The following is a 13,145-nucleotide window of genomic DNA, read 5'->3' as shown; positions in this document are numbered from 1 at the left end:
AAACGCGACCGCGACCGAGAGTCTGTGCTCCGGTCGCGGCGAGTAGTTGTTCGATGTAGCTAGTCGGTGGGGCGGACCAAGGTCGCGGTCGCGCCACCGGAGCCCGAAGTCGTGTTGGAGCGCGGCGAAGGCGAGACCTTCGGCTCCGATTCGACGGGCGGTACTGCGGTGCCGAGCAAGGGGCCGAGCAGGCGGGGCAGATCGGCCGGGAACGGGATCTGGGGTAGGTCCGGATCCGGGCGCAGCGGGGGCTGCTGAATCGAGGTGGCCGACGGCACGGTGGGAACGCCGGTGGCCGAACCGGATTGCGGCGGCGGGACGGCGGCGGTGGTGCGGTTGCCGCTCGGCGTGGTCGAGCCGTTGGACGGGCTCGGCGGCGTGGACGACGGAGTCGGCTGCTGCGGCCCGGTGGTCGAGGGCGAGTAGTGGGTGTTCTGCGGCTCGGGCACCACGAATTCCTTGACGCCGTACCCGATGATCAGGCCCACCACCACGATCGCTCCGGCCAGTGTGCCCGCCAGTTTGGTGAAGGTGCCGATCGGCGCGTCCGAACCCAGCCCGATCACCGGGAACGCGCTCGGCGTGCTCGAATCCGCCACCAGCGCGGCGCCCTTCGCGATCGCCGCCTCCGGCTCCGGCACGGTGACCACCGGCACGTCGAGCTGGCGCTCCAGCCCCACCACCATGATCGGGACGTTCGCGCCGCCGCCGATCACCGCGACCGCCTCCGGGAACTTCGGGGCTCGCGCGAACACCGCGCGCGCGAACACCGCCAGCTCCCGCAGCAGATCGGCCACGATCTCCTCGAAGTCGACCCGGGTGAGCTTGAGCGGCTGGCCGGCCACATGGTCGATGGTGACCGCCGGAACCACCGACAGATGCTCCTTGGCGGCCCGGCTGCGATTGAGCAGGATGCCCCGGTTGGGCCGGATGCCGCGGCGCGAGAGGTGACAGTCCAGCAGGTGCTGCAGGATCAGCTCGTCGATGGCATTGCCGCCGATGGCGGTGGTGCGCTCGGTGCGCAGCACGGTGTCGTCGGCGTGATCGGCGACCGTGACCGTGGTGCCGGTGGCCCCGATATCGATGACCGCGACGGTGTCCCAGCGGTCGAGCAGGCCGGTGTGCCGCAGATAGGCCAGGGCCGCGGTGCTCTCCGGGATGAGATGCACACCGTGGCGTTGCTTGCCGATCGCCGAGCGGATGATCTGGGCCTGTTCCCGGTCCCGGTAGGCGACGGCGATGTCGTTGGGCGGGGCCGCTTCGGGCTCGTGATGGTTGGCGACGCGGGCGACCGGGTGCGCGCCGACCGGATGCACCGCGTCGCGGGGAATCTGGGTGGTCATCAATTCGATCGAGGATGCCACCAGATCGCCGAGATCGGAGTGGGCCGTATCGGCCGTCACGACCCGGTAGTCGAAGTTCTGGGCGCCGTTGGGCGCGGTGGCGACCGTCGCCGAGCACACCACCTCGCTCCCGGCGGAGATGCCGAGGGATGTTCGCATGTTCACCTCCCTTCGAGCGGATGGTCCTGGTGGAGACGACCATCTCGAACGGACACCGGACGCGCCCTGCGGGTTTCAGACGATTCCGGCGAGCTACGGATCGCGGCGGGAGCGTGTCCGATGGGGCATGCGGACCTGCCACTGATCACTTGCGGTCTTGCTCTCTTCTCGAGCCCGTGCGGAGGGTGGCCGCACGGTTAGCGGGGTGAAGCAGTTGTGTAACTCTCGACGGCATGCGAGACGGGACCGATTCGGTCTCGTAGCGCGGCCGTCGTCCATGGTGTCACAATCCGTTATCCGAACGTTACAGATTTTCGGATTTCTTTGGAAGACCTCAGAATCCCGGGCGGTCGTGTCGGCGAGTCGCGGTGTCCAGCGGAGTCAGCGCGTTGTCCAGCGGCGTTACGGGTAACGGCCGGTTGCGTGTAGCAGTGCCTGGCCTTGAGCGCTGGCACTCACATGTATAGAGTGCTAGGTGGCATCGGATTAGTGCTGAGGTGCCAGCTGATGACTACTACGCAGGGGTCCCGGCACCCGCGACGACGGGGCTATTGCGCAGGGGTCACGCAAGACCGAAACCGTGAGTCCGGGGAACAGCCCCGGGCAAGAAGAATCCCCGAAAGTGGAGGGCTCAACGTGGCGAGCGTGAACATCAAGCCGCTCGAGGACAAGATCCTCGTCCAGGCCAACGAGGCCGAAACCACCACCGCCTCCGGTCTGGTCATCCCCGACACAGCGAAGGAAAAGCCCCAGGAGGGCACCGTCATCGCCGTCGGTCCGGGCCGGGTTGCCGAGGACGGCGTGACTCGTATCGCGCTGGACGTCAACGAGGGCGACGTCGTCATCTACAGCAAGTACGGCGGCACCGAGGTCAAGTACAACGGTCAGGAGTACCTGATCCTCTCGGCGCGCGACCTGCTGGCCGTCGTCACCAAGTAGGGACGCGCCAACTCTCGGGGCTCTCAGGGGGCTTCGCCCCCCGAACCCCCGATGAAAGGGGAGCGGGGGCGTTGCCCCCGAACCCCCGGATTTCCGCCCCGGAGTCGCAGCTGCGCACAACAGCATTCGGCCCGGGGCGGAGTGCGTTCCCACCCAACCTCTTCGGGGGTTCGGGGCCTCGTCCCCGGACCGACCCGGACCCACAGGAGTAGGTACACATATGGCAAAGCAGATCGAGTTCGACGAGAAGGCTCGCCGGGCTATGGAGCGTGGCGTCGACAAGCTCGCCGACGCCGTCAAGGTCACCCTCGGCCCGCGCGGTCGGCATGTCGTGCTGGCCAAGGCTTTCGGCGGCCCGACCGTCACCAACGACGGTGTCACCATCGCCCGCGAGATCGACCTCGAGGACCCGTTCGAGAACCTGGGCGCGCAGCTGGTCAAGAGCGTCGCCACCAAGACCAACGACGTCGCGGGTGACGGCACCACCACCGCCACCGTGCTGGCGCAGGCGCTCATCAAGGGCGGCCTGAAGAACATCGCCGCGGGCGCGAACCCGATGACGCTGGGCAAGGGCATGAGCAAGGCCGCCGACGCGGTCACCGCCGCCCTGCAGGCCGCCGCGACCCCGGTCAACGGCGAGAAGGCCATCGCGCAGGTCGCCACCGTGTCCTCGCGCGACGAGGAGATCGGCGCGCTGGTCGCCGAGGCGCTGACCAAGGTCGGCAAGGACGGCGTCGTCACCATCGAGGAGTCCTCGGGTCTGCAGACCGAGGTCGCCATCACCGAGGGCGTGCAGTTCGACAAGGGCTACCTGTCCCCGTACTTCGTCACCGACCCGGAGACCATGCAGGCGGTCTACGAGGACGCGTGGATCCTGCTGAACCGCGAGAAGATCAGCTCGCTGCCGGAGCTGCTGCCGCTGCTCGAGAAGATCGCGGAATCCGGCAAGCCGGTCGTGATCATCGCCGAGGACGTCGACGGCGAGGCGCTGTCCACCCTGGTGGTCAACGCGATCCGCAAGACCCTCAAGGTCGTCGCCGTGAAGGCCCCGTTCTTCGGTGACCGCCGCAAGGCGTTCCTGGACGACCTGGCCATCGTCACCGGCGGCACCGTGGTCAACCCGGACCTGGGCATCACCCTGCGCGAGGCCGGCCTGGACGTGCTGGGCAAGGCCCGCCGCGTCGTGGTCACCAAGGACGACACCACCATCGTCGAGGGCGCCGGCTCGCAGGCCGACATCGACGGCCGGGTCGCCCAGCTGCGCAAGGAGATCGAGACCACCGACTCCGACTGGGACCGCGAGAAGCTCGAAGAGCGTCTGGCCAAGCTGGCCGGCGGCGTGGCCGTCATCAAGGTCGGCGCGGCCACCGAGACCGAGCTCAAGGAGCGCAAGTACCGCGTCGAGGACGCCGTCTCCTCGGCCAAGGCCGCGGTCGCCGAGGGCATCGTCCCCGGCGGCGGCACCGCCCTGGTCCAGGCCGCGGCGACCCTGGGCGCCCTGCGCGACAGCCTCTCCGGCGACGAGGCCGTCGGCGTCGAGGTCGTGCGGCAGGCGCTGCTGGCCCCGCTGTTCTGGATCGCCAGCAACGCCGGCGTCGACGGCGCGGTCGTGGTCTCCAAGGTGACCGAGGGCAAGGACGGCTTCAACGCCGCCACCCTCACCTACGGCGACCTGGTCGCCGAGGGCGTCATCGACCCGGTCAAGGTGACCCGCTCGGCCGTCGAGAACGCGACCTCCGTGGCCCGCATGGTGCTGACCACCGAGTCCGCGATCGTCGACAAGCCGGTCGAGGAGGCCGCCGACGCGCACCACGGGCACTCGCACTGAGTCCCGCCGCGTCGGCCATCGGCTGATCGAGGCTGAAATTCGAGGCCCCCGGACGGAATCCGTCCGGGGGCCTCGTTGTCCGAGCGGCCGGGTCAGTCCAGGCCGCAGCGCCCCAGGAGCGCCTCGGCCTCGGCGGAGGTGAATTCACGGCTCAATTCCACCGAGGATTCGAGTGCCTGGTGGAGCACGCCGTACATATTCGACGGCCGCCAGTTGAAGTGGATTCCCTTGGGGGCCACGGTGAGCAGCGGTTTGCCCTCGAGGAGGGGCAGCTCCTCCGGGGAACCGGACCCGGGCATGAAGCCCACGCCGGGATGGGCGAAATTGAAGCGCTGATGGTCCATCAGCGTTGCGGCGGAGGCATAGTCGTCGCGGGTGAGGTGGTCGTTGCGGGCGTAGCGGACCGCCTGGGGATCGACCGGTTCGGCATCGAGGTAGCCGGGTCCCGTGTGACGCAGGAGCGCGTCCTGCAGCAGTGCGGGGCAGTGATAGAGCCGATCCTGCACACCGACCAGTCGGAATTCGAAGGCGCGCCGGTTCTTCGGGTCCAGGACGACCAATTCGACATCGTCGTGCAGCAGGAATATCTCGCGCAGCCAGAGCGGTACGAGCCCGTCCTCCTCGAGCTGGTCGAGCCGATCCATGATCTCCGGCCGTTCCCGCCACCGCTTGCGCGTCTCCTTGGAGCGGCTGAGCATCGTCATCGCGGCGGGAATGCTCAATTGCCCTGCCGCGCGGGTGAGTTCATCGGGCTTGTCCGCCAAGGCGTTCAGTTGCCCAACCAGCAATTCCAGTGTCGCGTCGATGGCCGCGCCCGGGTCCGCCCCATGCTCGACCATGGTTCCGCGGTCCGGGCTCGGCCGGGCCTCGAGGGTGCGATGGTCACCCGCGCACTCTGATCGGATTCTGCGGGCGGACTCGCGACGGGCGGTCGGCCCGGTGGATCGGCGGGGATCGGGTTGCGACGCGACCTGTCAGGACGTCGGGGGCGCCCAGTCGAAATGCGGGCCGAGGGTGACGGTGACCGGAGGCAACGGGGTCGCGGGGGAGGAGTCCTCGGGATGGGCCTTGGGGACATGGGCGAAGGCCGTGAGGCCGGTGACGACCAATACGAGGGCCGCGGCCGCGCCCATGGCGGCACGGATGTAGGTGAGGGTGGGGAGGCCGAGAAGGCGCATGCCGGACGATCCGTTCGTGGGGCGCAATGAAGTTCGTGAGGGCGCTGTGAATTCTCATGGCGCACACGGACTTTTGGTGTCCGAATCGTCCGGTTCAATGCGGGCGTTACCGGCGAAGCGTGCAATCAAAACCGGTCAGGCGACCTGGTTTGGTGGCATGCGAAAGGGCTAGTCCCGGACGGGACTCGCGGAACGGCCGTTTCCATGGTGGAACGCGGTGTGGGAGTGGTGAATCGTGCTCGGCGGGGCCTGGTCTGTAGCTATCGCAGCGAGAAGGCGGTCGCGGAGCGCGGGGGGCGGGGGGACCGCCACCGTCGTCGCGGCCAGCGCGAGCGCTTCTCGGGTCTGCTGCACTTCCTGGGTAAAGGCGGCGCGCAGTACCGAATCGTCGGTATCCAAAATCTCCGCCACTGCGCGCTGATCCTCGTCGCCGATCGATCCGAGCGCGACAGTGTGCGCGAGATCGATCTGGCTTTCGTTCATCTCACGTCACTCCCAAACTTTTCTTGAGTCGTGTCAGTCCATCCCGTATACGGGACTTAACGGTAGGTAACCCTACGCCCAGATATGCCGCTACCTCGGCATATGTCCGCCCACCGAAGTAGGCGAGAGAGATGGCTTCCCGTTGTGTCTCCGTCAACGTGGCCAGGCCGGCGAGTACCGCCTGCTGCTCCAGCCGTCGTCCGACTTCTTCGGTGACTTCATCGAATTCGTTACCGAGAGTGCTGGTGCCGTAGGCGACCTCGCGCTGGGCGTGGGCCTGCTCGGCACGGACTCTGTCGACCGCGCGTCTATGGGCCAGCGTCATCAGCCAGGTGACCGCCGAGCCCTTGTTCGGGTCGAAATTGGATGCCGTGCGCCAGATCTGGAGATAGACCTCCTGTGTGGTCTCCTCCGCGTAGCCAGGGTCATGTAGCACGCGTAGGACCAGGCCGAAGACTCGTGCGCTGGTGCGGTCGTACAGCTCGGCGAACGCCTGCTGATCCGACTGCCCGCATCGCTCGAGAAGTGCGGCGAGTTCGAGACTTTCGGCTGCGCGTGCCGTCACCACAGAGTCAACACTGGGAGTTCCCACCCGACCGTCCCTCGAACTCTGGAACGAGTCGCCCTCTGCGGCAGGCGGCCGCGTTGTCACAACGCTCCGTTCTGTGTCATCGGCCACGAGGGTAGCGTGCCGCTATGACCTCCTCTCGGGTGGGGGTATCGGCAAAGCGACTGTCGCACAGCGGTTTTCCGTTTTGCACCGAAACGCCGCAATCGTGACATCGAAGACACGCCGGGACGCATCGGGCCGCCACCGACCCCCATCGAGCGGTGCCGGGTGTTTGCTAGACATTCGGCACACCCACCCGAACGGATGGGAAAAATCTCGAGCTCACCCCGCCGCCCGCATCAACGACACCGCTGGTGAACATCGGTCACACGGGTTTGCTCGCCTACCCGCGCCGACTGTCTCGAAGCCCGATCGACGCCCTCACGAAGGTGAGCCCGTGACGACTCGACTTCGGCGAGAGGGAGCGTCCGAATTCGCGTGTAGGGGGCTTACGTTCAGGCGACGACGCGACGGCGGTTGCGGCGGGCGTGTAGCTCGCGCTCGGTCTCGGACATTCCGCCCCAGATGCCGTAGGGCTCGCTGACCTTCAGGGCGTGCGAACGGCAGTGCAGCAGCACCGGGCAGGCCTTGCAGATTTCCTTGGCGCGCATCTCGCGCTGGGACCGAGCGCGGCCGCGCTCGCCGTCCGGGTGGAAGAACACCGATGAGTCCTGGCCGCGGCAGGATCCGCGCATCTGCCAATCCCATACGTCGGCGTTAGGACCAGGGAGGTGGGTCGGCATGGGCATGGTGAACTCCTTGTGGTGCGAGCTCGTCGGCATTGTCGAGCGGTGCTGGTGGCAAACAGGTGGCCGCATCGCCGTGGCCCGGCGATCGCACTTCATTGGCTCCGCAATTCAACGCGACGCCAACGGTGGCGATGTCGTACGTTAGGTCGAACAACGAAATCGAGTCAATAGCTTCATTCGTCTCGAGCCGAATGTTGGGACATTAGAGAATTAACATCCTCGCTATTTACAAAGAGCCCCGACTGTGGTGATACTGTTCGGTTGCCCAGCGTCGTGACCAACCTGTGATAGCCCATCCGACTGGTCAAAGTGCCTGGTGGGAGATGATTTCCGGGTACCAATACCTGTCACGCGATCTATGCAAGCATCGCGATCAGAGTGATCTCAGCCATTGGACATCCGGCCCTGAGTACGGTAGAAGTGGCCGCTTCGAGGCGCTCAGGTTAATAGCGCGAAACGCTATACGAATTCCTAACGGGCGTGCTAGGCGATAGCGAGAACAGATTTACGGAGTGGAAACACAAGAGCGCTTGTGAATGCTGATGGGTTGCTGGAGAACTGTGATATGGCAGCTGCCCTCACTTGGCCTCGCGCTGGTTAGAGTGCGGCTGTGCCTGTGCTCGAAGTGAACTCCGAACTCGCCGACGCCGCCTTCGGCTCGGCCCCAGAACGCGCTGCCGTCGGGTTGCCCACAGCGGCCGGCGCCCGGGAATCCTGGCTGCGGGCCGTTGCGCTCGGTGGCGTCGGGCACTACGCCGCCGCCCGCGCCGAACTCGCCCGCGCCCGCCGCGCCACCGCCGACCCGGCGCTGCTGTCCCTCACCCACGGCACCGAGGGCTCACTGCTGCGCCAGCTCGGATGGCACACACACGCCGCTGTCGTGGATGGCCGCGCCGCCGCCCTCGTGCTGCCCGCCGCAGTGGGCCGTACCCCCGCGCCCGCCGCGACCCCCGCCGAAATTCTTCATGCCGAAGCCGTTTGCGACGCATTGACCGGACTCGCCGCGGACGCGCTCGGCACCCTCCGCCCGGCGCTTGCCGCCCGGCTGCTGAACCGTTGCCGCAAGTATCTCGACATTCACCTGCCCGATGCCGGGAGTGCGTGGCGTCCGCGTGTCCGCCTGCACTGGGTGTCTGCTGAGACGGCGCTGTCGGCCCCCGGCTCCGGACTGATCTCCGTGCCCTCCGCCGACCGCTCCGCCGATCCCGCCCTGGCGCACGCCGAGGCCGCGGTCGTCCTCGCCGAAAACTCGCCCTCGCTGCGGCATCGAGTCAAATCCCGGCTACTGCTGGCCGCCGCCAGCGCCGCGTCCGGCGATCTCGACCGATCCCGTGCTCTCGCAACCGAAGTCGACCGCGACTGCCGCGACCATGAGCTGCTGCCGCTGCGCTGGGCCTGCGGCATGCTGCGCTCGGGCGTCGAGCCGACCGGCGACGGCGCCGAGGTCGCCGCCGCCTGTGCGCGGTTGCTGGCAACTCGCGGTGGGCGATTGCGTTCGGCGAGCGAGGTTCTCGGCCGCCCCTGAGTGTCCCCGGGGACTTCCCTGAGTCGTCCCCGAGAACAGACCCGTAACGCCTGGCTTGAATGAGCCAGCCGCTATTGTTGGACCGTTCCGCCCCTCCGCGGAAGCACCGGCCCTCCCGCCGCCGTGCCCTCTCGTAAACGCCAGGAACAGCTCTGACGATGAACAACACGGGTGAGGAGTTGGATCCCGCTGTCGTCGCTGCCGCAGCGCAGGGCGACCGGGCGGCCCTTTCCCAGGTACTGGTGAGCATCCGCCCCCTCGTGGTGCGGTATTGCCGCGCACGCATCGGAACGGCCGAACGCGGCCAGCTCTCGGCCGATGACGTCGCGCAGGAGGTGTGTCTCGCCGTCATGACGGCCCTGCCGCGATACCAGGACCAGGGCAGACCGTTCATGGCATTCGTCTACGGCATCGCCTCGCACAAGGTCGCGGACGCCCACAGAAATTCCGCCCGTAACAAGGCGGACGCCATGGCCGAAGTACCGGATGTCATATCCACCGACCAGGGGCCGGAGCAGCGCGCTCTCGAATCCGAAACGAGCCGGCAGATGAACGCTCTGCTGGCGACTTTGCCGGAGAAGCATCGAGAGATCCTGATCCTGCGCTTGGTCATGGGTTTGTCGGCTGAAGAAACTGCAGTCGCGGTGGGCAGTACCGCGGGTGCTATACGAGTCGCCCAGCACCGGGCACTCGCGAAACTCAAGTCTCAAGTGGCGAGGGCAGGTGAAATGTATGGCTAGGGATGGCGAGCGCGGTCGGGGCGACTGGAAGGCGCGACCTGGATCGCAGAACAGCGGTCCCTACGCCGAGGCGTCCGGTGATACCGGGCCGGTGGATATCGCCGCGGTGCGACGCGACGATGCGCTGATCGACGCCATCTCCGGTGACGGTCCCGTGCAGACGGGCACCTCGGAGGAGTATCAGCTCGCGGCCCTGCTGGCGGACTGGCGCGCGGAGATCATGGCCGAGCCGTTGCCGGCCGGACCGGACCTGGATGCCATTGTCGCAGCGGTCAATCAGGAGATCGGCGCCCGGCAGGCGCGGATCGGCGCGTCGAACCGGGGGCGACTACGGCTGGTTCGGCCTCTGCTCGGTGCTGCGGCGGCCGTGGCGCTGATCCTCGGCGGTCTGACGGCGTTCTCCTACAACGCGAATCCGGGTGGTCTGCTCTGGCCCATGAAGGAGGTCGTGTTCAGCGAGCAGGCGCAGTCCACCGTGGTGGCGCGGGCGGATGACAACCTCGTTCAGGCGGAGCAAGCCTTGGCGCAGGACAAGCCCGAGGAGGCGAGGAAGGCGCTGGAGAAGGCGGCCGACAATGCCAACCAGGTCAACGACTCCGGCAAGAAGGACGGTCTGAACGACCGCTGGCAGCAGCTGTTCGCGCAGCTGCAGCAGGTGGCGCCCACGATCGCGGCGCCGCTGACGTCGCTCATGCCGACCACCACCAAGGTGCCGGTTCCGACGACCACGCTGAACCAGACGACGGAGCCGCAGGTTCCGTTGCCCGACAGCAGCGGCAACCCGTCGACGACGGTGGACCCGCGACTGGCCAGCCCGAACCCGAATCCGTCCTCGGGAGGCGGTGTTTCGACGCCGCCGACGCAGACGCCGGTGACAACGATTCCGACGCAACCGTCTTCGGAGCCCTCCGAGCCGGCGACCCCGCCGACCGGTAATCCGGGGACCACGACCGTGGTGGTGCCGACCGGTGGCAACACCGGCGGCGCGGTGCCGCCGACACAGCAGCCGACGGTCGAGAAGCCGCCGAGCACCGTGGCGGTGGTTCCGACCACGCTCGTGCTGCCGACCGGCGTGCCCGTGTTGCCGCCGGCTCCGGCACCCGGGACGCACTGAGCCCGACAGCTGTACCCGATCGTCGTGTGGCGGTCGGTTTTTCATGAAGAGATACAGCATGAAGACATACGGAAAGGGCCTGCATCCCTGGGATGCAGGCCCTTTCCGTATGAATCAGACGTCGAACCCGTCGAATCCGTCGCCGTGCAGTGCCTCGTTCATCGAGGCGTCCGCGTAGCCACGGCAGTAGTCCCAGGTGACGTACGCCTCGGGCGTCGGGTCGTAGGCGGGCTCGTGCGGTCGCACCGTGCCGTCCACCAGTAGCTGGAGGAGGTTGGCGCGCAACATGTCCCAGTCGTGGTAGTGGTCCTGTCGGCAGTCCTCGCAGCTGACCACGAGACCGCGGATGCCGCGGTGGGCCAGCAGTGCCTCATATACCGCGAGGTCGGCGAGATCCTCTTCGACCGCTAGGCGCTCGTGAGGATCCAGCGGCTCCCCCGGCTCGATGGCATCGAGCGCGGCCGACGGGTCGGAGGGGTCTCCGGCGAACGGATCCGGCGGCAAGCCAGGTGGTAGATGGTCACGCACAGTCCCACGGTACGCAGAACCACCCCTTGTGCGCCAGCGCTGAAGGGGATTTGCCCTCACTTCGCTGGTGGTGGAGCACACAGTGATGTCGTGGCAGTCGACACAGTAATGGCATAGCCGACAAACCGCAGCGGTTGTGGTCCTCGAGACAGCGCGGTAAGGCCCGCTGACGCGGGGTTGGGCGGGGTGCGGCCGGGAATCGGGGAGCCGATACCATGGTTGACCAAAGGCCGGGTAGCAAACGCCGGCATTGCCATTCATCCCAGCGTCCGCCGGTGCCCGGTCCGGTGGACGACGCCGAGGTCCAGGAGGGGTCGATCCGAATGAGCAGTCCCGTGACGGGCGAACGAAACACTGGCCGCCCCCATACGGGCGGCGACGATCCCGACAAGATCGCCATGCTCGGCCTCACTTTCGACGATGTGCTGCTGCTGCCCGCGGCTTCGGACCTGATTCCGAGTTCCGTCGACACCTCGAGCAAGCTGACGCGCGACATCTCGCTGCGCACGCCGCTGGTGAGTTCCGCCATGGACACCGTGACCGAGGCGCGCATGGCCATCGCCATGGCCCGCGCGGGCGGAATGGGTGTGCTGCACCGCAATCTGTCGGTGGAGGCGCAGGCCGCGCAGGCCGAGACCGTGAAGCGGTCCGAGGCGGGCATGGTGACCGATCCGGTGACCTGTCGCCCCGACGACACGCTGGCCGAGGTCGACGCCATGTGTGCGCGCTTCCGCATCTCCGGTCTGCCCGTTGTCGATGACCGAGGGATTCTGATCGGCATCATCACCAACCGCGATATGCGCTTCGAGGTGGATCAGGACCGCCATGTCTCCGAGGTGATGACTCCCGCGCCGCTGATCACCGCGCAGGAGGGCGTCACCGCGGAGGCCGCGCTGGGCCTGCTGCGCCGCCACAAGATCGAGAAGCTGCCGATCGTGGACGGGTCCGGCAAGCTGCGCGGACTCATCACCGTGAAGGACTTCGTCAAGACCGAGCAGTACCCGAACGCCACCAAGGACCGCGACGGGCGACTGCTCGTCGGCGCGGCCGTCGGTGTGGGCGAGGACGCGTGGGCGCGCGCCATGACGCTGGCCGAGGTCGGCGTGGACGTGCTCATCGTGGACACCGCGCACGGGCACCAGTCCGGTGTGCTGCAGATGGTGTCGAAGGTCAAGGCCGAGGTCGGCGACCGCGTGCAGATCGTCGGCGGCAACGTCGCGACCCGCGCGGGCGCGCTGGCGCTGGTCGAGGCGGGCGTGGACGCGGTGAAGGTGGGTGTGGGCCCCGGCTCCATCTGCACCACCCGCGTGGTCGCCGGTGTCGGCGCGCCGCAGATCACCGCGATCCTCGAGGCCGTGGCCGCGTGCAAGCCGCACGGCGTTCCGGTCATCGCCGACGGCGGCGTGCAGTACTCCGGTGACATCGCCAAGGCGATCGCCGCGGGCGCGTCGACCGTGATGCTCGGTTCGCTGCTGGCCGGTACCGCCGAGTCGCCGGGCGATCTGATCCTGGTCGGCGGCAAGCAGTTCAAGAGCTACCGCGGCATGGGTTCGCTGGGCGCCATGCAGGGGCGTGGCGAGGCCAAGTCCTACTCCAAGGACCGCTACTTCCAGGACGACGTGCTGTCGGAGAAGAAGCTGGTGCCCGAGGGTATCGAGGGCCGGGTGCCGTTCCGCGGCCCGCTGGACCAGGTGATCCACCAGCTGGTCGGCGGTCTCCGCGCGGCCATGGGTTACACCGGCGCGCAGACCATTCCGGATCTGCAGGCGGCCCAGTTCGTGCAGATCACGGCGGCGGGCCTGAAGGAGTCGCACCCGCACGACATCACCATGACCGTCGAGGCTCCCAACTACACCACCCGTTCGTAGCCGGACATGACCGGTTCGCGCACTGCCGCGGACCGGTTTTGTCATGTCTGGCAACCGAACTCCAGAGAGGACTGAAACACG

13 protein-coding genes are annotated in these 13,145 nt (G+C 67.5%); 6 read left to right on the top strand and 7 right to left on the bottom strand.

The window, feature by feature from the left end:
- Positions 1 to 59 precede the first annotated feature (59 nt).
- On the bottom strand, positions 60 to 1,502 hold the full coding sequence (locus GPX89_RS16670; RefSeq protein WP_157388483.1) for an Hsp70 family protein: 1,443 nt from the start codon (positions 1,500 to 1,502) through the stop codon (positions 60 to 62).
- A 636-nt stretch (positions 1,503 to 2,138) separates the two neighbouring features.
- Between GPX89_RS16670 and groES the strand changes: the two genes are divergently transcribed.
- A complete protein-coding gene (groES, locus tag GPX89_RS16665; RefSeq protein ID WP_328601917.1) occupies positions 2,139 to 2,441 on the top strand; it encodes a co-chaperone GroES in 303 nt (100 codons plus the stop codon).
- 220 nt (positions 2,442 to 2,661) lie between these two features.
- Complete coding sequence (gene groL / locus GPX89_RS16660; protein WP_157388482.1) at positions 2,662 to 4,269, top strand: chaperonin GroEL; 1,608 nt, start codon at positions 2,662 to 2,664, stop codon at positions 4,267 to 4,269.
- A 92-nt stretch (positions 4,270 to 4,361) separates the two neighbouring features.
- Here groL and GPX89_RS16655 read toward each other — a convergent pair whose 3' ends face one another.
- From GPX89_RS16655 to GPX89_RS16635, 5 genes are all read right to left on the bottom strand, one after another.
- Positions 4,362 to 5,108 (bottom strand): hypothetical protein, encoded by a 747-nt coding sequence (locus GPX89_RS16655; protein ID WP_157388481.1) that lies wholly within the window; start codon positions 5,106 to 5,108, stop codon positions 4,362 to 4,364.
- 135 nt (positions 5,109 to 5,243) lie between these two features.
- Complete coding sequence (locus GPX89_RS16650; RefSeq protein ID WP_157388480.1) at positions 5,244 to 5,447, bottom strand: hypothetical protein; 204 nt, start codon at positions 5,445 to 5,447, stop codon at positions 5,244 to 5,246.
- Between the two features lie 168 nt (positions 5,448 to 5,615).
- Entirely contained in the window at positions 5,616 to 5,930 is a 315-nt protein-coding gene (locus tag GPX89_RS16645) for an RskA family anti-sigma factor (RefSeq protein ID WP_235947458.1), read from the bottom strand.
- A 1-nt stretch (position 5,931) separates the two neighbouring features.
- Positions 5,932 to 6,498 carry a sigma-70 family RNA polymerase sigma factor gene (locus GPX89_RS16640; RefSeq protein ID WP_328601916.1) on the bottom strand — a complete coding sequence of 189 codons (567 nt, stop codon included), beginning with the start codon at positions 6,496 to 6,498 and terminating at the stop codon, positions 5,932 to 5,934.
- 497 nt (positions 6,499 to 6,995) lie between these two features.
- Positions 6,996 to 7,289, bottom strand: a complete 294-nt coding sequence (locus GPX89_RS16635) for a WhiB family transcriptional regulator (protein WP_157388479.1) — start codon at positions 7,287 to 7,289, stop codon at positions 6,996 to 6,998.
- A gap of 610 nt (positions 7,290 to 7,899) precedes the next feature.
- Here GPX89_RS16635 and GPX89_RS16630 point away from each other — a divergent pair.
- From GPX89_RS16630 to GPX89_RS45455, 3 genes are all read left to right on the top strand, one after another.
- Positions 7,900 to 8,814, top strand: a complete 915-nt coding sequence (locus GPX89_RS16630; RefSeq protein ID WP_157388478.1) for a hypothetical protein — start codon at positions 7,900 to 7,902, stop codon at positions 8,812 to 8,814.
- Between the two features lie 158 nt (positions 8,815 to 8,972).
- A complete protein-coding gene (locus tag GPX89_RS16625) occupies positions 8,973 to 9,554 on the top strand; it encodes a sigma-70 family RNA polymerase sigma factor (RefSeq protein ID WP_154786124.1) in 582 nt (193 codons plus the stop codon).
- Positions 9,547 to 10,668 carry an anti-sigma-D factor RsdA gene (locus tag GPX89_RS45455; protein WP_157388477.1) on the top strand — a complete coding sequence of 374 codons (1,122 nt, stop codon included), beginning with the start codon at positions 9,547 to 9,549 and terminating at the stop codon, positions 10,666 to 10,668. The genes GPX89_RS16625 and GPX89_RS45455 overlap by 8 nt, the downstream gene beginning before the upstream one ends.
- A 114-nt stretch (positions 10,669 to 10,782) precedes the next feature.
- Here the strand turns inward: GPX89_RS45455 and GPX89_RS16615 are convergent, their stop codons facing one another.
- Entirely contained in the window at positions 10,783 to 11,196 is a 414-nt protein-coding gene (locus tag GPX89_RS16615) for a DUF5319 domain-containing protein (protein WP_029923780.1), read from the bottom strand.
- A gap of 323 nt (positions 11,197 to 11,519) precedes the next feature.
- Between GPX89_RS16615 and guaB the strand changes: the two genes are divergently transcribed.
- Positions 11,520 to 13,064, top strand: coding sequence for an IMP dehydrogenase (gene guaB, locus GPX89_RS16610; RefSeq protein WP_157388476.1), 1,545 nt, complete (start codon positions 11,520 to 11,522; stop codon positions 13,062 to 13,064).
- Positions 13,065 to 13,145 lie beyond the last annotated feature (81 nt).

It is taken from the genome of Nocardia terrae (genome assembly GCF_009760405.1).
Lineage (GTDB): Bacteria > Actinomycetota > Actinomycetes > Mycobacteriales > Mycobacteriaceae > Nocardia > Nocardia terrae.
This window is presented reverse-complemented; position numbering and strand designations above follow the sequence as displayed.